Annotated in this window: 22 protein-coding genes; 14 read left to right on the top strand and 8 right to left on the bottom strand. The window is 64.4% G+C overall.

Features of this window, described 5'->3' with window-relative positions; translation table 11 throughout:
• Positions 1–28 precede the first annotated feature (28 nt).
• Both ACNFH5_RS26915 and ACNFH5_RS26920 read right to left on the bottom strand, forming a co-directional pair.
• On the bottom strand, positions 29–1,057 hold the full coding sequence (locus ACNFH5_RS26915) for an ABC transporter substrate-binding protein (protein WP_416751399.1): 1,029 nt from the start codon (positions 1,055–1,057) through the stop codon (positions 29–31).
• 82 nt (positions 1,058–1,139) lie between these two features.
• Positions 1,140–1,913 carry a class II aldolase/adducin family protein gene (locus tag ACNFH5_RS26920; protein WP_416751401.1) on the bottom strand — a complete coding sequence of 258 codons (774 nt, stop codon included), beginning with the start codon at positions 1,911–1,913 and terminating at the stop codon, positions 1,140–1,142.
• Positions 1,914–2,084: 171 nt separating this feature from the next.
• On the opposite strand from ACNFH5_RS26920, the gene ACNFH5_RS26925 reads away from it, so the two are divergent.
• The 4 genes from ACNFH5_RS26925 (at position 2,085) to ACNFH5_RS26940 (ending at position 5,654) form a co-directional block, all read left to right on the top strand.
• Complete coding sequence (locus ACNFH5_RS26925; protein WP_416751403.1) at positions 2,085–3,473, top strand: PLP-dependent aminotransferase family protein; 1,389 nt, start codon at positions 2,085–2,087, stop codon at positions 3,471–3,473.
• A 186-nt stretch (positions 3,474–3,659) separates the two neighbouring features.
• On the top strand, positions 3,660–4,460 hold the full coding sequence (locus ACNFH5_RS26930) for an RNA polymerase sigma factor (protein WP_416751405.1): 801 nt from the start codon (positions 3,660–3,662) through the stop codon (positions 4,458–4,460).
• Positions 4,457–4,876, top strand: a complete 420-nt coding sequence (locus ACNFH5_RS26935) for a PaaI family thioesterase (RefSeq protein ID WP_416751407.1) — start codon at positions 4,457–4,459, stop codon at positions 4,874–4,876. Before ACNFH5_RS26930 ends, ACNFH5_RS26935 begins: the two co-directional genes overlap by 4 nt.
• Positions 4,877–4,952: 76 nt before the next feature.
• Positions 4,953–5,654, top strand: a complete 702-nt coding sequence (locus ACNFH5_RS26940; protein ID WP_416751409.1) for a YebC/PmpR family DNA-binding transcriptional regulator — start codon at positions 4,953–4,955, stop codon at positions 5,652–5,654.
• Between the two features lie 129 nt (positions 5,655–5,783).
• On the opposite strand, the gene ACNFH5_RS26945 is transcribed toward ACNFH5_RS26940, so the two are convergent.
• A complete protein-coding gene (locus ACNFH5_RS26945) occupies positions 5,784–6,683 on the bottom strand; it encodes a LysR family transcriptional regulator (RefSeq protein ID WP_416751411.1) in 900 nt (299 codons plus the stop codon).
• A 146-nt stretch (positions 6,684–6,829) separates the two neighbouring features.
• Between ACNFH5_RS26945 and ACNFH5_RS26950 the strand changes: the two genes are divergently transcribed.
• From ACNFH5_RS26950 to ACNFH5_RS26965, 4 genes are all read left to right on the top strand, one after another.
• Positions 6,830–8,338, top strand: a complete 1,509-nt coding sequence (locus ACNFH5_RS26950) for a CoA-acylating methylmalonate-semialdehyde dehydrogenase (RefSeq protein ID WP_416751413.1) — start codon at positions 6,830–6,832, stop codon at positions 8,336–8,338.
• 136 nt (positions 8,339–8,474) lie between these two features.
• A complete protein-coding gene (gene mmsB / locus ACNFH5_RS26955) occupies positions 8,475–9,350 on the top strand; it encodes a 3-hydroxyisobutyrate dehydrogenase (RefSeq protein ID WP_416751415.1) in 876 nt (291 codons plus the stop codon).
• A gap of 171 nt (positions 9,351–9,521) precedes the next feature.
• Entirely contained in the window at positions 9,522–10,439 is a 918-nt protein-coding gene (locus ACNFH5_RS26960; protein WP_416751417.1) for a bestrophin family protein, read from the top strand.
• Positions 10,440–10,460: 21 nt separating this feature from the next.
• The gene (locus ACNFH5_RS26965) at positions 10,461–11,027 is read left to right on the top strand and encodes a flavin reductase family protein (protein ID WP_416751419.1); all 567 of its coding nucleotides are present in this window, start codon (positions 10,461–10,463) and stop codon (positions 11,025–11,027) included.
• Here ACNFH5_RS26965 and ACNFH5_RS26970 read toward each other — a convergent pair.
• Both ACNFH5_RS26970 and ACNFH5_RS26975 read right to left on the bottom strand, forming a co-directional pair.
• A complete protein-coding gene (locus tag ACNFH5_RS26970; RefSeq protein ID WP_416751421.1) occupies positions 11,014–12,333 on the bottom strand; it encodes a CoA transferase in 1,320 nt (439 codons plus the stop codon). The genes ACNFH5_RS26965 and ACNFH5_RS26970 overlap by 14 nt on opposite strands.
• 286 nt (positions 12,334–12,619) lie before the next feature.
• Entirely contained in the window at positions 12,620–13,000 is a 381-nt protein-coding gene (locus ACNFH5_RS26975) for a hypothetical protein (RefSeq protein WP_416751423.1), read from the bottom strand.
• A 222-nt stretch (positions 13,001–13,222) separates the two neighbouring features.
• Here ACNFH5_RS26975 and ACNFH5_RS26980 point away from each other — a divergent pair, with 222 nt between their 5' ends.
• Both ACNFH5_RS26980 and ACNFH5_RS26985 read left to right on the top strand, forming a co-directional pair.
• The gene (locus tag ACNFH5_RS26980; protein WP_045217597.1) at positions 13,223–13,537 is read left to right on the top strand and encodes a hypothetical protein; all 315 of its coding nucleotides are present in this window, start codon (positions 13,223–13,225) and stop codon (positions 13,535–13,537) included.
• A gap of 112 nt (positions 13,538–13,649) precedes the next feature.
• The gene (locus ACNFH5_RS26985) at positions 13,650–13,835 is read left to right on the top strand and encodes a hypothetical protein (RefSeq protein WP_045217600.1); all 186 of its coding nucleotides are present in this window, start codon (positions 13,650–13,652) and stop codon (positions 13,833–13,835) included.
• A gap of 6 nt (positions 13,836–13,841) precedes the next feature.
• Here ACNFH5_RS26985 and ACNFH5_RS26990 read toward each other — a convergent pair whose 3' ends face one another.
• Complete coding sequence (locus ACNFH5_RS26990; protein ID WP_416751425.1) at positions 13,842–14,213, bottom strand: hypothetical protein; 372 nt, start codon at positions 14,211–14,213, stop codon at positions 13,842–13,844.
• Between the two features lie 432 nt (positions 14,214–14,645).
• Between ACNFH5_RS26990 and ACNFH5_RS26995 the strand changes: the two genes are divergently transcribed.
• Positions 14,646–15,359 carry an endonuclease gene (locus tag ACNFH5_RS26995; RefSeq protein ID WP_416751427.1) on the top strand — a complete coding sequence of 238 codons (714 nt, stop codon included), beginning with the start codon at positions 14,646–14,648 and terminating at the stop codon, positions 15,357–15,359.
• A gap of 88 nt (positions 15,360–15,447) precedes the next feature.
• The gene (locus tag ACNFH5_RS27000) at positions 15,448–15,954 is read left to right on the top strand and encodes a DUF1993 domain-containing protein (protein ID WP_416751429.1); all 507 of its coding nucleotides are present in this window, start codon (positions 15,448–15,450) and stop codon (positions 15,952–15,954) included.
• Between the two features lie 31 nt (positions 15,955–15,985).
• Here the strand turns inward: ACNFH5_RS27000 and ACNFH5_RS27005 are convergent, their stop codons facing one another.
• Positions 15,986–16,459 carry an Lrp/AsnC family transcriptional regulator gene (locus ACNFH5_RS27005; protein ID WP_416751431.1) on the bottom strand — a complete coding sequence of 158 codons (474 nt, stop codon included), beginning with the start codon at positions 16,457–16,459 and terminating at the stop codon, positions 15,986–15,988.
• 169 nt (positions 16,460–16,628) lie between these two features.
• Between ACNFH5_RS27005 and ACNFH5_RS27010 the strand changes: the two genes are divergently transcribed.
• Both ACNFH5_RS27010 and ACNFH5_RS27015 read left to right on the top strand, forming a co-directional pair.
• Positions 16,629–16,928 (top strand): hypothetical protein, encoded by a 300-nt coding sequence (locus ACNFH5_RS27010; RefSeq protein ID WP_416751433.1) that lies wholly within the window; start codon positions 16,629–16,631, stop codon positions 16,926–16,928.
• A 98-nt stretch (positions 16,929–17,026) separates the two neighbouring features.
• Positions 17,027–18,025, top strand: coding sequence for a bile acid:sodium symporter family protein (locus ACNFH5_RS27015; RefSeq protein WP_416751435.1), 999 nt, complete (start codon positions 17,027–17,029; stop codon positions 18,023–18,025).
• A 74-nt stretch (positions 18,026–18,099) separates the two neighbouring features.
• On the opposite strand, the gene gorA is transcribed toward ACNFH5_RS27015, so the two are convergent.
• Positions 18,100–19,458 carry a glutathione-disulfide reductase gene (gene gorA, locus ACNFH5_RS27020; RefSeq protein ID WP_416751517.1) on the bottom strand — a complete coding sequence of 453 codons (1,359 nt, stop codon included), beginning with the start codon at positions 19,456–19,458 and terminating at the stop codon, positions 18,100–18,102.
• Between the last annotated feature and the right edge of the window lie 78 nt (positions 19,459–19,536).

Consider the following 19,536-nt stretch of genomic DNA (forward strand, 5'->3'; position numbering starts at 1 on the left):
GTCACTGCCGTCAGCGCTCCACCACCCCTCAGCCTTTTGCCGCCCAGGCGTTGAAGCGCTGCTCCAGGTCCTCGCCGTGGTCGACCCAGAACTCGAAGTTCACCGGTACGGCCTGTTCCAGGTTCGCTGGTGCGGTGTTCAGGCGCTCCACCAGCTTTGGATCGAGAAGCTTGGTGGTGCCCAGGTTCACCGAGCCATAGCCCAGCTTCACGGTGTGGATCTTCTGCTGCTCGGGCTTGAGCGAGAAGGCGATGAAGTCCTCGGCAGCCTTCTTGTTCGGGCTGCCCTTGGGGATCGCCCAGGAGTCGATGGCGTACAGGCTGTTGTTCCATACAACCTTCATCGGCGCGCCCTCTTCCTGCGCGGCAAAGGCGCGGCCGTTATAGGCGGTGCTCATGGCTACGTCGCCGCTGGCGATGAACTGCATCGGCTGTGCACCGGACTCCCACCACTGGATCGACGGTTTGATTTCATCGAGCTTCTTGAAGGCGCGATCCACGCCTTCCTTGGTGGCCAGCACCTTGTACAGGTCTTCCTTCTTCACGCCGTCGGCCAGCAAGGCGATTTCCAGGGTGTACTTGGCGCCCTTGCGCAGGGAACGTTTGCCGGGGAATTTCTTCGTATCCCAGAAATCCGTCCAGCCGGTCGGGCCGTTGGCGAAGCGCTTGCCGTCGTAGACCATGGCCATCGACCAGACCAGCAGGCCCGCCCCGCAGTCGGAGATGGTACCGGGCACGTAGTCCTCGGGATTGCCGAGGATGGATGGGTCGAGCTGTTCGAACAGGCCGTCTTCGCAGCCGCGCAGCAGCTCCGGGCCTTCCACCTGGACGACGTCCCAGTTGACGCTGCCGGTGTCGACCATGGCTTTTATCTTGCCCATTTCGCCGTTGTACTCGCCGGCGATCACCTTCATTCCTTCCTTCTTCTCGAAGGGTTTGTAGAAGGCTTCGGTCTGCACATCCTTGCTGGTGCCTCCAAAGGAGATCACGGTCAGGTCCGCGGCCATGGCGCCGGACGCCACGCCCATGAGCAGGGCTCCCAGAATCGGGTTCTTCATTTCCACCTCTTGGCATTGTTGTTGGCAGATGGTTCAAGCACGCAGGCGCCCGGTCTCTGCGGACCGGGGCACGATATCAGGCTCAGCTCCGATAGACGGCCGCGCCGTCCTCGATCAGGCGCAGCGCCGATTCCCAGGCCAGCAGGTGCAGGCCGTCGGTCAGCGCCTCTTCTTCCTGTACGGCAACGCGCTCGCACACGGCGTGCGACGGGTAACGCAGCTGGCGGCCGCCAGCCAGGGCCTGGACCTGCGCCTGGCAGGCACGTTCGAGGAAGTAGATCTGGTTGAAGGCCTCGGCAATGCAGCGCCCGGTGGCCAGCAGGCCGTGGTTGCGCAGGATCATCACCATGTGGCTGCCCAGATCGTTGACCAGGCGCGAGCGCTCGTCCGGGTCCAGGGCGATGCCTTCGTAGTCGTGGTAGCCCAGGCGGTTATAGAACTTCAGCGCATGCTGGCTGATCGGCAGCAGGCCGTCTTCCTGGGCGGACACCGCGATCCCGGCGGCGGTGTGGGTGTGGATCACGCAGGCCACGTCCTCGCGGGCGGCGTGTACCGCGGAGTGGATGTTGAAGCCGGCGCGATTGACGCTTTTCGGGCCGAAGCGCGGGTCGATGACGTCGCCCGCGTGGTCGACCTTCACCAGGTCGGAGGCGCGCATTTCGTGGAACAGCACGCCGTAGCGGTTGATCAGGTAGTGGCCCGGCTCGCCCGGCACCCGCGCAGAGATATGGGTGTCGATGTGGTCGGTCCAGCGGAAGTGCGCAATCAGCCGATACAGCGCGGCGAGGTCGCAGCGGGCCTGCCACTCTTCGGCGGAAATACTCGACGGATCGATGTTGTAAGCTGTGTCACGCATGACCGGTGGTCCTTGTTCTTGTTCAGGCTGTGCGGCGTATTGCCGCCGTCTGGAACCGAGTGTGCTGGGCGCGCCCTGCCCGCACCATGCACAGGGACATCGCAGATTTTGCAGTGCTGTTATGGTCACCGGACCTGTACAGATTTCTTCCCTTCGTGAACGGACCTTCGGATGCTGTTGCTCGACCCCACCTCGGACATTCCCCTGGTCACCCAGATCGTCGAAGGCATTGCCCAGGCCATCGACGAGCAGCGCCTGCGCCCCGGCGCCAAGCTGCCTTCGATCCGCAAGTTCGCCCAGGCCAATGGCGTCAGCCACTTCACTGTGGTCGAGGCCTACGACCGGCTGGTGGCGCGCGGCTGCCTGAACGCGGTGCCCAATGCCGGCTTCTACGTACGCGGCCCGGCAGTCGAGGACAGCGCCAGCGATGAGACTCCCACGGAGTTCGACTTCGATGCGCACCTGCTGCTGCACAAGGTCTTCCAGCCGCTGGGCATGGAGATCCGCCCCGGCGTCGGCCTGTTGCCCGAGCACTGGCTCGATGGCGAGGGTTTGCAGCGAGGGCTGCGCAGCCTAGCGCGGGAAGAGCCGACCCAGTTCGGCAACTACGGCCATAGCAAGGGCAACCTGAAGCTGCGCGGCAAGCTGGCCGACCGCCTGGGCGATGCGGGTGTGGCCGCCAGCCCCGAGCAGATTCTGCTCACCGCTGGCGCCAGCCAGGCGCTGGACCTCACCGTGCGCTACCTGGTGCAGCGCGGCGACCCGGTGCTGGTGGACGAGCCGGGTTACCACAATCTGTTCCTCAACCTGCGTCTGCAGGGCGCACAATTGCTGGGAGTGCCGCGCAGCGCCGACGGGCTGGACCTGGACCGCCTGGAGCAACTGGCCCGCGAGCACCGGCCCAAGGTCTATTTCACCCAGGCGCGGCTGCAGAGCCCCACCGGCGGCAGTCTGTCCCTGGCCGCCGCGCACCGCCTGCTGCAACTGGCCGAGAAGTACGATTTCCTCATCGTCGAAAACGACATCTATGCCGACCTCGACCCTGCCGGCCAGCTGATCCTGGCCAACCTCGACCAGCTGGCGCGGGTGATCTACATCAGCAGCCTGTCCAAGGTCATCGCCCCGGCGCTGCGCACTGGCTTCATCGCCGCGCACCCTGAACTGATCGAGGAGCTGGTGCCGCTGAAGATGGTCAGCGGCCTGACCAGCTCGGAGCTTACCGAGACCCTGGCGCTGGACATCCTCCTGCAGGGTCGCCACCGCAAGCACGTGCGCCAGCTGCGCGACCAGCTCGGCGAAGCCCACGACAGCGTGGCGCGCCGCCTGGAAGCTGCCGGCCTGGACATTTTTCACGAACCCCGTGCCGGACTGTTCCTCTGGGCGCGGCACCGCGCGGTGAATGACGCCACCCTGCTCGCCGGGCGGGCCAAGGAGGCGAAGATCCTGCTGTTCCCCGGCCAGCTGTTCATGCCCGACGGCCGCAGCGTGCCGTGGATGCGTTTCAACGTGGCGCACTCACTGGACGAGCGGCTGTACGCCTTCCTCTCGGCCCAGAGCTGACGCCACTTGTAGGAGCGAGCTTGCTCGCGAACCGCCTAGGCACCTTGGTTGCCGGCAGGTCCGTTCGCGAGCAAGCTCGCTCCTACACGGGACACAACGCAAAGGGGGCTGGCGGTCACAAAAAACTGCAGCGCCGAGTCCAAGGAAGAAGAGCCGGAATTTCGCCGGCCACGTCAGGAGGACACCGTGAAATTCCCAGCCATCGACAACGAACACCTGCAGCGTGCCCAGCGCGGCGAGCCCGCCGCCCTCGATGCCTTGCTGCTGGTCATGCAGGCGCCGGTCTACAACCTCGCCCTGCGCATGCTCGGCCGCCGCGAAGACGCCCAGGACGCCAGCCAGGAAATCCTCCTGCGCATCACTACCCACCTCGCCAGCTTCCGTGGCGACAGCCAGTTCTCCACCTGGGCCTTCCGCATCGCCAGCAACGCGCTGCTGACTGCACGCACCAAGGTCCGCGAGGCGCCCACCGTGTCGCTGGAGGCCCTGGCCGACAAGCTCGACCTCGGTCTGCGCCTGGCCGAGGCCAACGAGCGCCCGCTGGAGCCGGCCGACAAGCTGGCCGCCGAGCGCATCGCCCTGGCCTGCACCCAAGGCATGCTGATGTGTCTGGAGCGTGAGCAGCGCCTGGCTTACGTGCTGGACATCGCCTTCGGGCTGGATTCGGAGACGGCGGCGGCGGTGCTGGAGATCGAGCCGGCGGCCTATCGCAAGCGACTGTCCCGCGCGCGCCAGCGGCTGGATGACTTCATGCAGCAGCATTGCGGGCTGGTGAATGCCCAGGCCGCCTGCTCCTGCGAGCGCCAGGCCCTGGCGCTGCCTGCCGGCGGTGCCGACACTCGCCGGGCCGAAAGCGAGCTCCTCGCCCTCACCCGCCTGGCGGATGCGGCAGCGGTGTTCCGCGCGCACCCGGACTACCAGGTCCCGCAACGGGTGATCGAAACCGTGCGCGCCGTGCTGCAGCAGCACACCGGAGGCTGGCAATGAACGCGATCGCCGATCTGGGCTACCCCGAGGGATTTCAGCCGCTGCAACGGCGCAATCCGCTGCTGGACCTGCTCGGCCCGTTCCTGGTGCGTGGCGAAGGCGAAGCGCTGGAACTGGGCCTGCTGCTGGACGAACGCCACACCAACAGTCGCGGCGGCGTGCACGGCGGCATCCTGGCGACCCTGGCCGACATCGGCATGGGCTACGCCATGGCCTTCGCCAGCCAGCCGCCGCAGCCACTGGTCACCGCCAGCCTGACGCTGGACTACGTGTCCACCGCCCAGGTCGGCGACTGGCTGAGCATCCGCCTGCTACACAGTCGGCGCGGCAAGCAGATGGCGTTTGCCAATGCGCTGCTGTCGGTGGGCGACAAGGTGGTGGCCCAGGCCAGCGCGGTGTTCGCCGTCCCGCGTTGATCCGGCAGATATCGCCAGCGGCCGCGTGAGGCCTTAGACTTGCCGCCCATCAGCAACCGCCAGCAAGAGATCGACTATGGGCGCCCAGTGGAAAGCCAAACATAAAGAAGTCGCAGCCAACGCCAAGGGCCGCGTGTTCGGCAAACTGTCGAAGGAAATCATGATCGCGGCGCGCAATGGCGCCGACCCGGACATGAACCCGAAACTGCGCCTGGTCGTCGAGCAGGCCAAGAAGGCCTCGATGCCGCGCGACACCCTGGAGCGCGCCATCAAGAAGGGCGCCGGCCTGCTGGACGGCGCCGCCAACTTCGAGCGCGTGGTCTACGAAGGCTTCGCCCCGCACCGCGTGCCGGTGATCGTCGAATGCCTGACCGACAACGTGAACCGCACTATCGCGGAAATCCGCGTGCTGTTCCGCAAGGGGCAACTGGGCGCTTCCGGTTCGGTAGCCTGGGACTTCGATTACCTGGGGCTGGTCGAGGCCACCCCGGCCAGCGCTGACGCCGACCCGGAACTGGCCGCCATCGAAGCCGGCGCCCAGGACTTCGAATCGGGCGAGGAAGAAGGCGACACCCTGTTCCTCACTGACTCCACCGACCTCGACGCCGTCTGCCGCGCCCTGCCAGAGCACGGCTTCACCGTCGCTTCGGCCAAGCTCGGCTACAAGGCAAAGAACCCGGTGAGCCTGTCCGGCGCGGAACTGGAGGAAGTCGAAGCCTTCCTCGACGCCCTGGACGGCAACGACGACGTGCAGAACCTTTACGTCGGTCTGGCGTAATGCAAAACGGGCGGCCAACAGGCCGCCCGTTTTCTTTGAGAGTCACACGAACGGTAGGAGCGAGCTTGCTCGCCAACCCGCCTCACACCGGTATGTGCGGGTGAAATGTGTTCGCGAGCAAGCTCGCTCCTACCTGTGTCCTCGTCCCATCAGGACATCCTGGCTTCCCTCTGCCTTCTCGCGCAGGAAATCCCAGGTCGTGCGCATCCGCGCGATGTCCTTGAGCTCCGTGGGCATCAGCATCCAGAAAGTCCGCACGAATTCGATCTCGCCAGCCAGCACTGGCTGCAATGACGAATCCTCAGCCGCCGCGAACGCTGGCAGGATCGCCAAACCCGCGCCCTCCGCCACCGCCCGCTGCTGGGCCAGGATGCTGGTGCAACGCAGCGCCATGTGCAGTGGCCGGCCGATCTCGTCGAGGTATTGCAGCTCCTTGCTGTACAGCAGGTCGTCCACGTAGCCCACCAGCGCGTGCTCGCGCAGGTCGTCGCGCGTGCGGATCGGGCCGCGTTCGGCCAAGTAGTCCTTCGAGGCGTAGAGCCGCAATACGTAGTCGGTCAGCCGGGTGATCAGGTAGGGGCCGCGCCCGGGGCGCTCCAGGGTGATGACGATGTCCGCCTCGTGGCGCGACAGCTGCAGGGCACGCGGCACCGCCAGCAAGTCGACGCCCAGGTGCGGATGGCGCTGGTTCAGCTCTACCAACTGCGAGGTCAGCAGCGTCGAGCCGTAACCTTCCGTCGCGCCGATGCGCACCTTGCCGGAGAGATTGTCTTCCGCGCCGGCCAGGCGTTTCTCGATGACCTTGCAGGCGCTTTCCATCGCCTCGGCCTGCGGCAGCAGACCGTGACCGGCTTCGGTCAGCCGATAGCCGGCAGGCTCGCGCACCAGCAATTGCGCGCCGATGCTTTTCTCCAGCGCCTGCAGGCGACGGGCGACGGTGGTGTGGTCCACACCCAGGCGCCGTGCGGCGACGGTGAGCTTGCCGGCGCGGGATAGCTCGAGGAAGAAACGCAGATTGTCCCAGTCCATAAGCAGCCTGCTGCGCACTCTCTATGTGCGCTCTCCATGTGCAAAAACGCAGACCATACTTGCACATCACCGCATTGAGAACATCAAAAATGCACTGTTAGGATCGGACCACACAAGAACAAAGCCTTCAGGCTGGGAGAACCCCGATGACTGCACCTGCCGTCCCGACCGTCAAACTCTTCCTCGACGGCAAGCCCGTCGAGTCCACCACCTCCGAATGGCGTGACGTGATCAACCCCGCCACCCAGGAAGTCCTCGCCCGCGTGCCCTTCGCCACGTCCGAGGAAGTCGAGCGCGCAGTGGCCAGCGCCAAGACCGCGTTCAAGACCTGGAAGAAGACCCCGATCGGCGCCCGCGCGCGCATCTTCCTCAAGTATCAGCAACTGATCCGCGAGAACATGAAGGAGCTGGCGGCCATCCTGACCGCCGAACAGGGCAAGACCCTGCCTGACGCCGAAGGCGACGTGTTCCGCGGCCTGGAAGTGGTCGAGCACGCTTCGGCCATCGGCAACCTGCAACTGGGTGAACTGGCCAACAACGTGGCCGGCGGCGTGGACACCTTCACCCTCCTGCAGCCCATCGGCGTGTGCGCCGGCATCACCCCCTTCAACTTCCCGGCGATGATCCCGCTGTGGATGTTCCCGATGGCGATTGCCACCGGCAACACCTTCGTCCTCAAGCCGTCCGAACAGGACCCGATGGTGACCATGCGGCTGGTCGAGCTGGCCCACGAGGCCGGCGTGCCGCCGGGCGTGCTCAACGTCATCCATGGCGGCCCGGACGTGGTGAACGCCATCTGCGACCACCCGGACATCAAGGCCGTTTCCTTCGTCGGCTCGACCCGTGTCGGCACCCACGTCTACAACCGCGCCTCGCTGGCCGGCAAACGCGTGCAGTGCATGATGGGCGCGAAGAACCATGCGGTAGTGCTGCCCGACGCCAACAAGGAGCAGACCCTCAATGCCATTGCCGGCGCAGCCTTCGGCGCTGCAGGGCAACGCTGCATGGCGGTGTCGGTGGCCATTCTGGTCGGCGAAGCCAACCAGTGGATTCCGGACCTGGTCGCCAAGGCGAAGACCCTCAAGGTCAGCGGCGGTACCGAGGCCAATACCGACGTCGGCCCGCTGGTTTCCTGCGCTGCCCTGGACCGCGTCAGCGGCCTGATCGAACGCGGCACCCAGGAAGGCGCCACGCTGGAGCTGGACGGACGCAACCCGCAGGTCGAAGGCTACGGCAAGGGCAACTTCGTCGGCCCGACCGTGTTCTCCGGCGTCACCCCGCAAATGACCATCTACCGCGAGGAAATCTTCGGCCCGGTGCTCTGCGTGGTGTCGGTGAAGACCTTCGATGAGGCCATCAAATTGATCAACGCCAACCCCAATGGCAACGGCACTGCGCTGTTCACCCGCTCCGGCGCCGCCGCCCGCCACTTCAAGGAAGAGATCGACGTCGGCCAGGTGGGCATCAACGTGCCGATCCCGGTGCCGGTGCCGCTGTTCTCCTTCACCGGCTCGCGCGGCTCGAAGCTGGGCGACCTGGGCCCCTACGGCAAGCAGGTGGTGCAGTTCTACACCCAGACCAAGACCGTTACCGAGCGCTGGTTCGACGAGAACGAGGTCGGTGGTGCGGTGAACACCACCATCAACCTCAAGTAAAAGCTGCCCGCCCGCCTGCCCCGAGCCGGCCCGGACCTCCGCATGGATGCGGGCCCGGGTTCGGCACCACGCGGGCGGGCACCCTTTTTGCGCCCACCTTCAGGGCGCTACCGCACAAGAAGAAGAGGAAATCCCCATGCGCATTGGATTCATCGGACTCGGCAACATGGGCGGCCCCATGGCCGCCAACCTGCTCAAGGCCGGCTTCGACCTGAGCGTCTTCGACCTCTCCGCCAAGGCCGTGGAAACGGCCGTCGCCCTCGGCGCCCGTGCGCTGGAGTCCCCCGCGGCAGTGGCGCGCGACGATGTCGAAGTGATCATCACCATGCTGCCTGCCGCGGCCCACGTGAAGCAGGTGTTCCTCGGCGACGCCGGCCTGCTGGCTAACGTGCAGCCTGGCGTGCTGCTGATCGACTCTTCCACCATCGACCCACTCAACGCCCGAGAGGTTTCCGCTGCCGCTCACGTCCACGGCAACCCGATGCTGGATGCACCGGTTTCCGGCGGTACCGCTGGTGCGGCTGCGGGCACCCTGACCTTCATGGTCGGCGGCGAGCAGGCCGACTTCGAGCGTGCCCGCCCGGTGCTCGCGGCCATGGGCAAGAACATCGTGCACTGCGGCGGCGCGGGCAACGGCCAGGTGGCCAAGGTGGCGAACAACCTGCTGCTGGGCATCTCCATGATCGGCGTGGCGGAAGCCATGTCCCTGGGCGTGAAGCTGGGCATGGATGCAGAAGTACTGGCCGGCATCATCAACACCTCCAGCGGCCGCTGCTGGGCCTCGGAGATCAACAACCCGCTCACCGGCGCGCCGGCGGCCCGTGGCTACAGCGGCGGCTTCGGTACCGACCTGATGCTCAAGGACCTGGGCCTGGCCAGCGAGGCAGCGCGACAGATCCGCCAGCCGGTGCTGCTCGGCGCCCTCGCCCAGCAGCTGTTCCAGACCTTCAGCAACCAGGGCAATGGCCAGCTGGACTTCTCGGCGATCGTCAAGCTGTACCAGCAGGGCTAGGTACGCCCGAACGTTGCTCTTTTCTGTAGGAGCGAGCTTGCTCGCGAACCTCTTCGCTACGGGCCGGTTCGCGAGCAAGCTCGCTCCTACAAAGGGTGCCCTCTGCGACACACGTCGCCCAAGCCTTCATCTCGGCTATCATGCGCGCTCCGCCCCACCGGATGCCGCCGTATGATCCTCCGCCCGCAAACCCCGACGCTCTGGGTCCTGCTGTTCTCCCTCAAGGGATCGATCATCCCGGCCATCTGGCGCAAGGTGCTCTACACGGTATTGCTCAGCTCCCTGGTGGTGGCCACCCACGGCACGCTCTACCACTACAAGGTCATCATCACCTCCACGCCCTTCACCCTCTGGGGCCTGACGCTGGCGATCTTCCTGGGCTTTCGTAACAACGTCGCCTACCAGCGCTTCTGGGAGGCGCGCACGCTGTGGGGCGAGTTGCTGATCGTCACCCGCAACCTCGCGCGCCAGACACGCTCACTTTTGCCGGATATGAATGCCGAGGACCGTCGCCAGCTGTGCAACCCGCTGATCGCCTTCAGCTATGTCCTGCGCGACCAATTGCGCGGCACCGCGCAAAGCGATGACGTGAAGCGCCTGCTGGGCGAAGAAGCCGCCACCCTGGCCGCCAGCCGCAGCCCGACCAACGTCCTGCTCGCCAGCCTCGCCCAGCGCTTTGCCGAACGCAGTCGTGCCAGGGGCGCCAGCGACATAACCCTGGCCGCCATCGACCAGCAGATGACCCGCCTGTCCTACGTGCTGGGCGGCTGCGAGCGCATCCGCAACACACCGATTCCCTACCCCTACATCCTGATGCTGCACCGCATCGTGCACGTCTACTGCTTCCTGCTGCCCTTCTGCCTGGTGGACAGCATCGGCTGGTTCACCCCACTGGCGGTGTGTGTGCTGGCCTACACCTTTTTCGGCCTGGACGCCCTGGGCGATCAGATCGCCGACCCTTTCGACACCCAACCCAACGACCTGCCGCTGGATGCCATGAGCCGTAACACTGAAATCGCCGTGCTGGAAATCCTCGGCGAGACCGACCTGCCCGAACCACTGAAGCCGGTGGACGGCCTGCTGCTCTGATCCGGACTTGAGGACCACTGAATGAACCACCTGAAAGACGTGCCGCTGAACAAGGCCTACCTGCTGCTCAACCACGGCCCGAGCACCCTCGTCACCAGCGAGCACGAAGGCGTGGCGAACGTCATGGCCGCCGCCTGGGTCATGCCGCTGGACTTCGACCCGCCCAAGCTGATGCTGGTATTGGATCGCAACACCTGGTCCCGCCATCTAGTTGAAGGCTCGGGGACCTTTGTCATCCAGTTGCCGACTCGTCAGCAGGCCGAACTGACCCTGGCGGTAGGCTCCAGCAATGGCGGCGAAGGCAACAAGTTCGAGCAACTGGACATCCGCACATCCCGTGCGAAGCAGGTCGAGGCGCCGATCGTGGATGGCTGCGTGGCCTACCTGGAATGCAAGGTGATCAGCGAGCCCCACAACCAGGAAAAATACGACCTGTTCATCGCCGAAGTGGTGGCCGCCTACGCCAATGAGCGTGCCTTCTCCAACGGCCGCTGGCATTTCCCCGCTGACGAGCTGCGCACCATTCACTACCAGGCTGGCGGCGCTTTCTTTGCCACCGGCGAGGCGTTCCAGGTCAGTCGGGGCTGATCGGCTGCCAGGCTGCCGACGCCGAGCCCAGCTCGGAAGCCGGCAACTCCCAGTAGAGCGGCGAGCCGGCAACTTGCAGCGGCGGGCGCAAGCGCCGCGCATGACCCCAGGCCGTTGTCTCGATGCCGGGCGCCAGATCAGCAGCTGTCTCCTCCGCCAACGCCAGCGAGCCTACCGACGAAACGCCCGCCTCCAGCAGACATTGCGCCGTGCGTGCCAGCGACAGCCGCCAGCGGCTCCCCCTCCCGCTGCGCCGGCGCTCGGCCAAACCGCGCAGGGCGGCCGCAGCGATCAGGTAACCCGTGGCGTGGTCGAGTGCCTGCACGGGCAGCGGTACGGGCTTGTCTTCCCCGCGCCAGACGCGCCCGGCCTCGGCGATGCCGCTGCTCATCTGCACCAGGCTGTCGAAACCACGTCTGTCGCTCCAGGGGCCAGACCAGCCGTAGGCATTCAGGCTGACGTCCACCAGCCCTGGTGCGATCGTACGGCGTACGTCGGTGCCGAATCCCAGGCGCTCCAGGGCATCGGCGCGGTAGCCGTGGACCAGCACGTCGGCGCTGGCGAGTAGCGCCTGGAAGCGTTCGCGGCCTTCCGGTTGGCGCAGGTCCAGCCGCGCGCAGTGCTTGCCCAGGGTCACTTCCGGCACTACGCCGGGCTCGTCCCAGTCCGGCGGATCGATACGCAGGACCTCGGCGCCAAAGCCGGCAAGGAAACGGGTGGCGATGGGACCGGCCAGCACGCGGGTCAGGTCGAGCACACGCAAACCGGTCAGCGGGCGCTCACGGTCGATCTCGATATCCAGGGAAGGCGCCGATACCAACTGGATATCGCGCAATACCAGAGGCTCACGCGCCACAGCAATCCCTTGCGGATGCTGCTTCCAGGCATCCCAGGAACGCATTTCGGCCGCACAACCGCCCTCCTTCACGATCGCCAGTTCCAACTCGCCCGCCTGCCAGCTCGCCACGGCAGTAGCGACCTGGTCGCGATCGTTCCCAGTGCCGAGCACTCGGAGTGCGGCGGCGCGATGATGCGGAGCATTGGTGTGCAGACGAACCCAGCCGTCGCGGGTGGCGTAGTTGCCGGCGATGGCATCCCACAGATCGGGAGGTGTCCAGCCCTGCGCGCGCAGGGAGGTAGCAAACCAGAAAGAAGCCAGGCGGCGGTCCACGACCATTGAGGTGTTTGCGCCTGCATCCGGCTCCAGCCATTCACCCAGCGCCAGTCCGGCGCTGGCAATGCTGGCGGCCGCCAGTTCGGTGACGAAGAACGCCGAGGGCAGCGAGCCTTCGCTGCGAAAGGCCAAGTGGCTAAGGCGCTCGGCTTGACCGCCCAAGGCTGTCCAAAGTCGTTCCGCAAGAACCCGCTGCATCTCTATCTCCGCCTTTCCGTGGAGTTCCACCTTAGCCGCGCCGCGGCCGGTGGGCGAGCCGACCTTGGTCGACAGGCAATAAAAAGCCCGCAATCAAGCGGGCTTTTCGATGGGGAGCTAATCCCTTAGCTGGTTTTCATACTCCGCCGCCGGGTGTGAAAAAAACGTGAAGGACATCCCAGCCGAAACATTTTGTTGGAGGACGGCACGTTCAGCCTCGTCAGCTCGAATAATCCAGCGCGGTCCAGACCCTGCTGAGCGCGTCGCTGATCTGGCAGCCTGACAGATCGGCTGCCTCGCCCCGCGAAGACAGACGCACGGTGGAATCGCCCTCGCCTTCGGTCAGCCATTGCAGGCGACCGCAGTTGGGGGTGTCGATCACGTAGCTGGCCGCGATGGCCGAGCGCTCCTTCGGCAGGCGTATGGCGTCGCGCACGGTACCGCGCTCTTCGATGCGCTTGCCGTCGGCCACCAGCACGGCCCAGGCCTCCTTGCCCTCAATGATGAGATAGGCGCCATTGGCGCGCGGGATATCTGCCTGGGGCTGGACGCAGCCCGCCAGCATCGCCACACCTGCGCAAAGCATCAGTTTCTGCAGCATCGCCATCGCTCCTGTTCGTCGAGGAGTGCTCGTCAGGCCAATGGCGACGGGCACTTCAGGGTTTCTGTCAGACCGCGAGAGAGATACTAGGAGAAAATACTGTTCATGCATACAGTATTTTGCGAAAATTTTTTAAACCTCGACGAAAGGCCACAGTCCATTGGCTACGTCGATCACCTCGGATCACAGGGCATGGGCCTGAAACCCATTGAGGAGCAAGCGATGGTCAGCATCCATCAGCTGAAATACACCGTGAACCACATGGCCATCGAGGAAGTCAGCGAGGCCGTGTCGGAACTGCTGCTGGAGGGGCTGGTCACAGAGGGCAAGACGCCTTTCAGCCGTACCCACTTCAATGTCTGCTTCGCGGAAATCGAAGCCCTGATGCAGCGCGCCGGCTATCACCGCCCGCTGGATGTGGTGGGCTACCAGGGCCAGGCCTACGCCATGTTCGATCCCAGCCGCTGGGACGCCGTGGAAGTCCTGCGCTGGTTGAAGGAATACGTCGAGGAATCGAAGGCGGTCAGCACCGCCTGAATGCGAGGGCCTTTTCGCAGGGCGTGGTTGCGGGAGCAGCGACTTGCGAAGGCCTACCCGGCGCACTAATGTCCCATGCACTTTCCCCGCTTGCCGAATCAAGGACGATTCCATGAGCGACTCTTCCTCCGACGACAGCTGGCTCTGGGCCTACCGCAAACTCCGTAGCTGGGATGTGGGCCGGGTCAGCTCGGCGTTCCTCGCCACACTCTTCCATTGGCGCGGCGATACCGGGCTTTTCTACAGCCACGGTGGTCTGCGCAAGTCCCGCCTGACCCGCGACGATCTGATCGACTGAACCCGCCTACTGCTGCTGGTAATTGCCATTGCCGCGCGGGTAAACCGCACCGTTGGGGTACTCGATGCTCTGACGAATGCCACCGCTGCCCTGGTCGATGATCACAGTGCTGGAGCGCGTTTCACCGTACCCCCTGGGCACTGTTACGCCACCATAGCCATCCTGACGCTGCCAGCTGGACGAACTGTCCACGCTGCCGCTGGCACCGGGGCTGACGTAGATGCGCTGGATCACCGGTGGCGACTGCTGCCACTGCGGTGGGTTCTGATGACCCTGCGTGCCTTGCGACTGTGTCTGCTGCCCGATGAACTGCTGCGCGAATGCCGGCGCCGCCAGTGCGCAACAGGCGACGATCGCCAGGTTTCTGAGACCGATCATGACGATCTCCCGAATGATGGAAAGACTCCAGCTTACCAAGCCTTGGTCGCGCCGTGCAGACCCTGGATAACTCGAATCTTAATCTATCCATATCAATAGGTTATGTTCATTTATGAATGTTGAATCTACGAAACAAATCCCCAGCGCCCCTCCGCGACAGGTGGATTTCCACCCAGCAGCTGCCACCGTCAAACAGTTAGATAGCGCTCACTCTTAAAGTGATTTCTATTATATTTTTATCCTTTAAAAACAAATAGATAAGACTATCTCCTGATGCTTTACGAGAGAACAAAGGCTCCTCCGCAAAGGAGCCCCTGCCGGCACATCACCCAGCCACTCGCGCACAGCTTTCCGCCCCTTGCCATTCCATTGCCACGATTGGCATTTCTTTCTCAATCAGTAAGATGCAGCGACTTTCGTAAGGAACGCCTCATGTTTGGACGCTGCCTGACCCTGCTGCTGATCCTCGCCATTCCCACGGTCGCCTCCGCTGCCGCCCCCCGCACCTTCGAGGAAGCCAAGAAGGTCGGGCGCAAGCTCTACGCCCGCCAGTCGGTAGAGTTCTATTGCGGCTGCCGCTACAACGGCACCAAGGTCGACCTGAAGAGCTGCGGCTACACCCCGCGCAAGAATGCCAACCGGGCTTCGCGCATCGAGTGGGAACACATTGTCCCCGCCTGGGTGATTGGCCATCAGCGCCAGTGCTGGCAAAGCGGCGGACGCAAGAACTGCTCGCGCAATGACCGGGTCTACCAGAAGGCCGAGGCCGACCTGCACAACCTGGTGCCGAGCATCGGCGAGGTGAATGGCGACCGCGCCAACTACAGCTTCGGCTGGCTGCAGCAGAAGCCATCGCAGTACGGCGCCTGCCCGATGGTGGTGGACTTCAAGGCGCGCAAGGCCATGCCCCGTGCGCAGATCCGCGGCATGATCGCCCGCACCTACTTCTACATGAGCGACCGCTACGGCCTGCGACTATCCAACCAGGACCGCCAGCTGTTCACTGCCTGGAGCAAGCAGTACCCGGTGGAAGCCTGGGAGCGCCAGCGCAACCAGATGGTTGGCTGCGTGATGGGTTGGGGCAACCCTTACGTTGGCCCTATCGAAGCCGATCGCTGCCCGGCGCCGAAGGTGGCGAGGCACTGAAGCCTGGCGACAGCCGTAGGCGCCAGCAGTAGACTCCGACAGCCGTCCAGCGCGACGAGCCAACCTTTATCTGTCTGGAGTACGCAGCATGTCCCTCTCGATCTACCAGGCCTCTGTACCCGTCTTCATCCGCATGCTCGGCAACCTCTCGGCGATTCTCGCCAAGGCTGCCGCCCATGCTCAGGCCAAGTCCATCGATCCCGCCGTCCTGATCAACGCCCGCCTCGCCCCCGACATGTTCGCCCTGGCGCGCCAGGTGCAGATCGCTTCCGACTCCGCCAAAGGCGCTGGTGCCCGCCTGGCCGGCGTGGAGGTGCCCAGCTTCGCTGATGACGAAGCCACCTTCGAAGAACTGCAGGCACGCATCGCGAAGACCGTCGACTTCCTCAAGACCCTCAAGCCGGAGCAGTTCGAAGGCGCCGAGGAGCGCACCATCGAGCTGAAACTGCGCACCCGCGAAGTCAGCTTCAAGGGCTCGGACTTCCTGCTCGGATTCGTCAACCCGAACTTCTATTTCCACATCACCACGGCCTACGACATCCTCCGCCACAACGGCGTGGAAGTCGGCAAGATGGACTACCTGGGCGGCGTCTGACCGCCCCGGGCGCCGGCATACCCGGCGCCCTTCAGCCGCGCGGCAACGGCAGCATGGTGGTGGACTTGATCTCCGAGAGCGCCACAATGGAGTTGATCTCCTGTACGCCCGGTACCTGCGACAGCCGCTCGAAGAAGAAGCGCTCGTAAGCCTCCACATCCTCGGTAACGATGCGCAGCATGAAGTCCACGGCCCCCATCAGCACGTGGCACTCCAGCACCTCGGGAAAGTCCTGCATGGCCTGCGCGAAATCCGTCAGGTGATTGCGCCCGTGGGCATTGAGCTTCACCTGGGCAAATATCTGGGTATTCAGGCCGATCTTCTTGCGGTCGAGCAGGGTCACCTGCTTGCGTATCACCCCCTCTTCCTTCAAGCGCTGAATCCGGCGCCAGCATGGCGACTGCGACAGGCCGATGCGCTCAGCTATCTCGGCCGTGGAAAGGGTCGCCTCCTCCTGTAGCAGGGCGAGAATCTTGCGGTCATGGGCATCCAGAAAAACAGGCATGGATAAGTCTCTGATATCTATTTCACGGACTTATTAATGCATAAACAGGCCAGAAATTGCAGAAAACAGGCAAATAATTCCCACAAGACCACCGCAGAATACTTCCTACTTTCCCTTGTATCGGCACGCCGTCATGACGCTCCCCGCACTCCATCTCGTCGAATTCCCCTTGGACCAACAGGAGCGCCCGGTTCCTGCCGAAGTGGCCGCCGACGTGCGCTACCTGATCCGCGCCGAGATCGATGCAGACATTCTCTGCCGGCTGCTGAACCAGTTCGCGCTCCAGGGCCATGTACCGGCCGAAGTCGAGTCCTTCCGCCGGGAAGAGTGGCTGGACATTGCCCTGCGGGTGAACACCTTGCCGCGCTATCGCGCCGAAGTGATCGCCCAGCGCATGCGCGGCATGGTCAGCGTGTGCTCGGTGGATCTGCACGTGCAGGGAGTGGAAACTGTCCTCTCAGCGACATAAGCTGACTTTCTGGCGTTAGCCGGCACATTCTCCCAGGCTTAGAGTGCGAACCTGACCCTCGTGGTCCTTCACACACAACAACGATGAGAGATGTGCCCATGGCTCGCCCACGCCTGCTCCCCGACAACTTCACCCTGGCGCTGATCGCCACCGTGACCGTTGCCAGCCTGCTGCCCTGCGAAGGCACCGCTGCCGTAATCTTCGGCTGGATCACCAACCTGGGCATCGCGCTGCTGTTCTTCCTTCATGGCGCGAAGCTGTCGCGCCAGGCGATCGTGGCAGGCGCCACCCACTGGCGCCTGCACCTGCTGATTTTCTCCTGCACCTTCATCCTCTTTCCCCTGCTCGGCCTGGCGCTCAAGCCGGTATTGTCGCCGCTGGTAACTCCGGACCTGTACCTGGGCATGCTCTATCTCTGCGCCCTGCCCGCCACCGTGCAATCCGCAATCGCCTTCACCTCGCTGGCACGGGGCAATATCCCGGCGGCGATCTGCAGCGCATCAGCCTCCAGCCTGCTGGGCGTGTTCGTTACGCCGCTGCTCGTGCAATTGCTGATCGGCGCCCATGGCGATACCGGGATGTCGACGCTGGACGCCATCGGCAAGATCACCCTGCAGCTGCTGGTGCCCTTCATTGCCGGCCAACTGCTGCGCCCGTGGATCGGTGCCTGGGTGGAGCGGCACAAGCCAGTCCTGCGCTACGTGGATCAGGGTTCGATTTTGCTGGTGGTCTACACCGCCTTTAGCGCCGCGGTGATTCAGGGCCTGTGGCACCAGGTTCCGCTGCCAGCCCTGGCCGGCCTGGTCGTGGCCTGCTGCGTACTGCTGGCACTGGCGCTGGCGGTCACCAACCTGCTGGGGCGCTGGCTGGGCTTCTCCCTGGAAGACCGGATCACCATCATCTTCTGCGGCTCGAAGAAAAGCCTGGCTACCGGCGTACCGATGGCCTCGGTACTGTTCGCCAGCAGCACCGTGGGCGTGATCCTGCTGCCGCTGATGCTGTTCCACCAGGTCCAGCTGATGGTCTGTGCCGTGCTCGCTCAGCGCTACTCTCAGCGCCAGGAAGACGCTCAGGCTTCGCTGGAGCGCGCCAACTGATAGCCTGACCCAGGCGAAAGCCACCCACAAAAAAGCCGGTGCAGATGCACCGGCTTTTTCATTTTCGCTCGCTATCAGGCGCCGACGGGCGTGCGCAGGGTGACGAACTCCTCGGCGGCGGTCGGATGGATGCCGATGGTTTCGTCGAAGACCCGCTTGGTCGCCCCTGCCTTCAGCGCAATGGCGATGCCCTGGAGGATTTCTCCCGCTTCCGGGCCCACCATGTGGCAACCCAGCACCTTGTCGCTGTCGGCATCGACGATCAGCTTCATCAAGGTCTTTTCCTGGCATTCGGTGAGGGTCAGCTTCATCGGGCGGAAGCGGCTCTCGAAGACTTTCACCTTGTGCCCGGCGCTGCGCGCTTCGTCTTCGGTGAGGCCCACCGTACCGATGCTCGGCAGGCTGAATACCGCAGTAGGAATCAGCTTGTAGTCCACCGGACGGAATTCCTCCGGACGGAACAGCTTGCGCGACAGCGCCATCCCTTCGGCCAGCGCCACGGGCGTCAGTTGCACGCAGCCGATGACGTCGCCGATGGCGTGGATCGACGGCTCGCTGGTGCGGTAGGCCTCATCGACCTTGATATAACCGCGCTCATCCAGGTCGACCGAGACGCTTTCCAGGCCCAGGTTATCCAGCTGCGGGCGGCGGCCGGTGGCGTAGAACACGCAATCAGCCTCCAGAACGCGGCCATCCTTCAGCGTGGCAGCCAGCGTGCTGTCGGCCTGCTTGTCGATGCGCGCGATGTCGCTATTGAACTGCAGGTCCAGCCCCTTCCTGGTCAGCTCATCGCGCAGGTGCTCACGCACGCTGCGGTCGAAACCGCGCAGGAACAGGTCCTTGCGGTACAGGAGCGAAGTCTGCGCGCCCAGTCCATGGAAGATGCCCGCGAATTCCACTGCGATATAACCGCCGCCGACCACCAGCACGCGGCGCGGCAGCTCCTTGAGGAAGAACGCCTCGTTGGAGGTGATCGCATGCTCCTTGCCGGGAATATCCGGCACCTGCGGCCAGCCCCCCGTCGCGATCAGGATGTGCTTGGCACGGAAACGCTGGCCATCGACCTCCACAGTATGCGCATCCCGCAGCTTGGCGTGACCCTCCAGCAGCGTGACGCCGCTGTTCACCAGCAGGTTGCGGTAGATGCCATTGAGACGATGGATTTCGCGGTTCTTGTTGGCGATCAGGGCCGCCCAGTTGAAGTTCGCTTCACCCAGCGTCCAGCCGAACCCGACGGCCTGCTCGAAGTCCTCATGGAAGTGCGCCCCATACACCAGCAGCTTCTTCGGCACGCAACCGACGTTGACGCAGGTGCCGCCCAGGTAGCGGCTTTCCGCGACGGCCACCTTGGCGCCAAAGCCCGCAGCGAAGCGCGCGGCACGCACACCGCCGGAACCCGCACCGATGACGAACAGGTCAAAATCGAAAGGCATCATGGATCTCCGCTTGGATATGCCAGGCAGCATACCTCATGACGCCTGGCCTATCCTGCCAACTGACGGACCCGAAGG

It is taken from the genome of Pseudomonas sp. NY15435 (assembly GCF_048068295.1).
Classification (GTDB): Bacteria; Pseudomonadota; Gammaproteobacteria; order Pseudomonadales; family Pseudomonadaceae; genus Pseudomonas.

Excerpts from the sequence above, each read along its gene's own strand:
- ACNFH5_RS26945 (WP_416751411.1), bottom strand. The coding sequence starts at position 6,683 with ATGGACTGGGACAATCTGCGTTTCTTCCTCGAGCTATCCCGCGCCGGC.
- mmsB (WP_416751415.1), top strand. The coding sequence starts at position 8,475 with ATGCGCATTGGATTCATCGGACTCGGCAACATGGGCGGCCCCATGGCC.
- ACNFH5_RS27005 (WP_416751431.1), bottom strand. The coding sequence starts at position 16,459 with ATGCCTGTTTTTCTGGATGCCCATGACCGCAAGATTCTCGCCCTGCTA.
- ACNFH5_RS27015 (WP_416751435.1), top strand. The coding sequence starts at position 17,027 with ATGGCTCGCCCACGCCTGCTCCCCGACAACTTCACCCTGGCGCTGATC.
- ACNFH5_RS26995 (WP_416751427.1), top strand. The coding sequence starts at position 14,646 with ATGTTTGGACGCTGCCTGACCCTGCTGCTGATCCTCGCCATTCCCACG.
- ACNFH5_RS26965 (WP_416751419.1), top strand. The coding sequence starts at position 10,461 with ATGAACCACCTGAAAGACGTGCCGCTGAACAAGGCCTACCTGCTGCTC.
- ACNFH5_RS26950 (WP_416751413.1), top strand. The coding sequence starts at position 6,830 with ATGACTGCACCTGCCGTCCCGACCGTCAAACTCTTCCTCGACGGCAAG.
- ACNFH5_RS26940 (WP_416751409.1), top strand. The coding sequence starts at position 4,953 with ATGGGCGCCCAGTGGAAAGCCAAACATAAAGAAGTCGCAGCCAACGCC.
- ACNFH5_RS26920 (WP_416751401.1), bottom strand. The coding sequence starts at position 1,913 with ATGCGTGACACAGCTTACAACATCGATCCGTCGAGTATTTCCGCCGAA.
- ACNFH5_RS26990 (WP_416751425.1), bottom strand. The coding sequence starts at position 14,213 with ATGATCGGTCTCAGAAACCTGGCGATCGTCGCCTGTTGCGCACTGGCG.
- ACNFH5_RS26915 (WP_416751399.1), bottom strand. The coding sequence starts at position 1,057 with ATGAAGAACCCGATTCTGGGAGCCCTGCTCATGGGCGTGGCGTCCGGC.
- gorA (WP_416751517.1), bottom strand. The coding sequence starts at position 19,458 with ATGCCTTTCGATTTTGACCTGTTCGTCATCGGTGCGGGTTCCGGCGGT.
- ACNFH5_RS27000 (WP_416751429.1), top strand. The coding sequence starts at position 15,448 with ATGTCCCTCTCGATCTACCAGGCCTCTGTACCCGTCTTCATCCGCATG.
- ACNFH5_RS26980 (WP_045217597.1), top strand. The coding sequence starts at position 13,223 with ATGGTCAGCATCCATCAGCTGAAATACACCGTGAACCACATGGCCATC.
- ACNFH5_RS26935 (WP_416751407.1), top strand. The coding sequence starts at position 4,457 with ATGAACGCGATCGCCGATCTGGGCTACCCCGAGGGATTTCAGCCGCTG.
- ACNFH5_RS26985 (WP_045217600.1), top strand. The coding sequence starts at position 13,650 with ATGAGCGACTCTTCCTCCGACGACAGCTGGCTCTGGGCCTACCGCAAA.
- ACNFH5_RS26960 (WP_416751417.1), top strand. The coding sequence starts at position 9,522 with ATGATCCTCCGCCCGCAAACCCCGACGCTCTGGGTCCTGCTGTTCTCC.
- ACNFH5_RS26925 (WP_416751403.1), top strand. The coding sequence starts at position 2,085 with ATGCTGTTGCTCGACCCCACCTCGGACATTCCCCTGGTCACCCAGATC.
- ACNFH5_RS26975 (WP_416751423.1), bottom strand. The coding sequence starts at position 13,000 with ATGCTGCAGAAACTGATGCTTTGCGCAGGTGTGGCGATGCTGGCGGGC.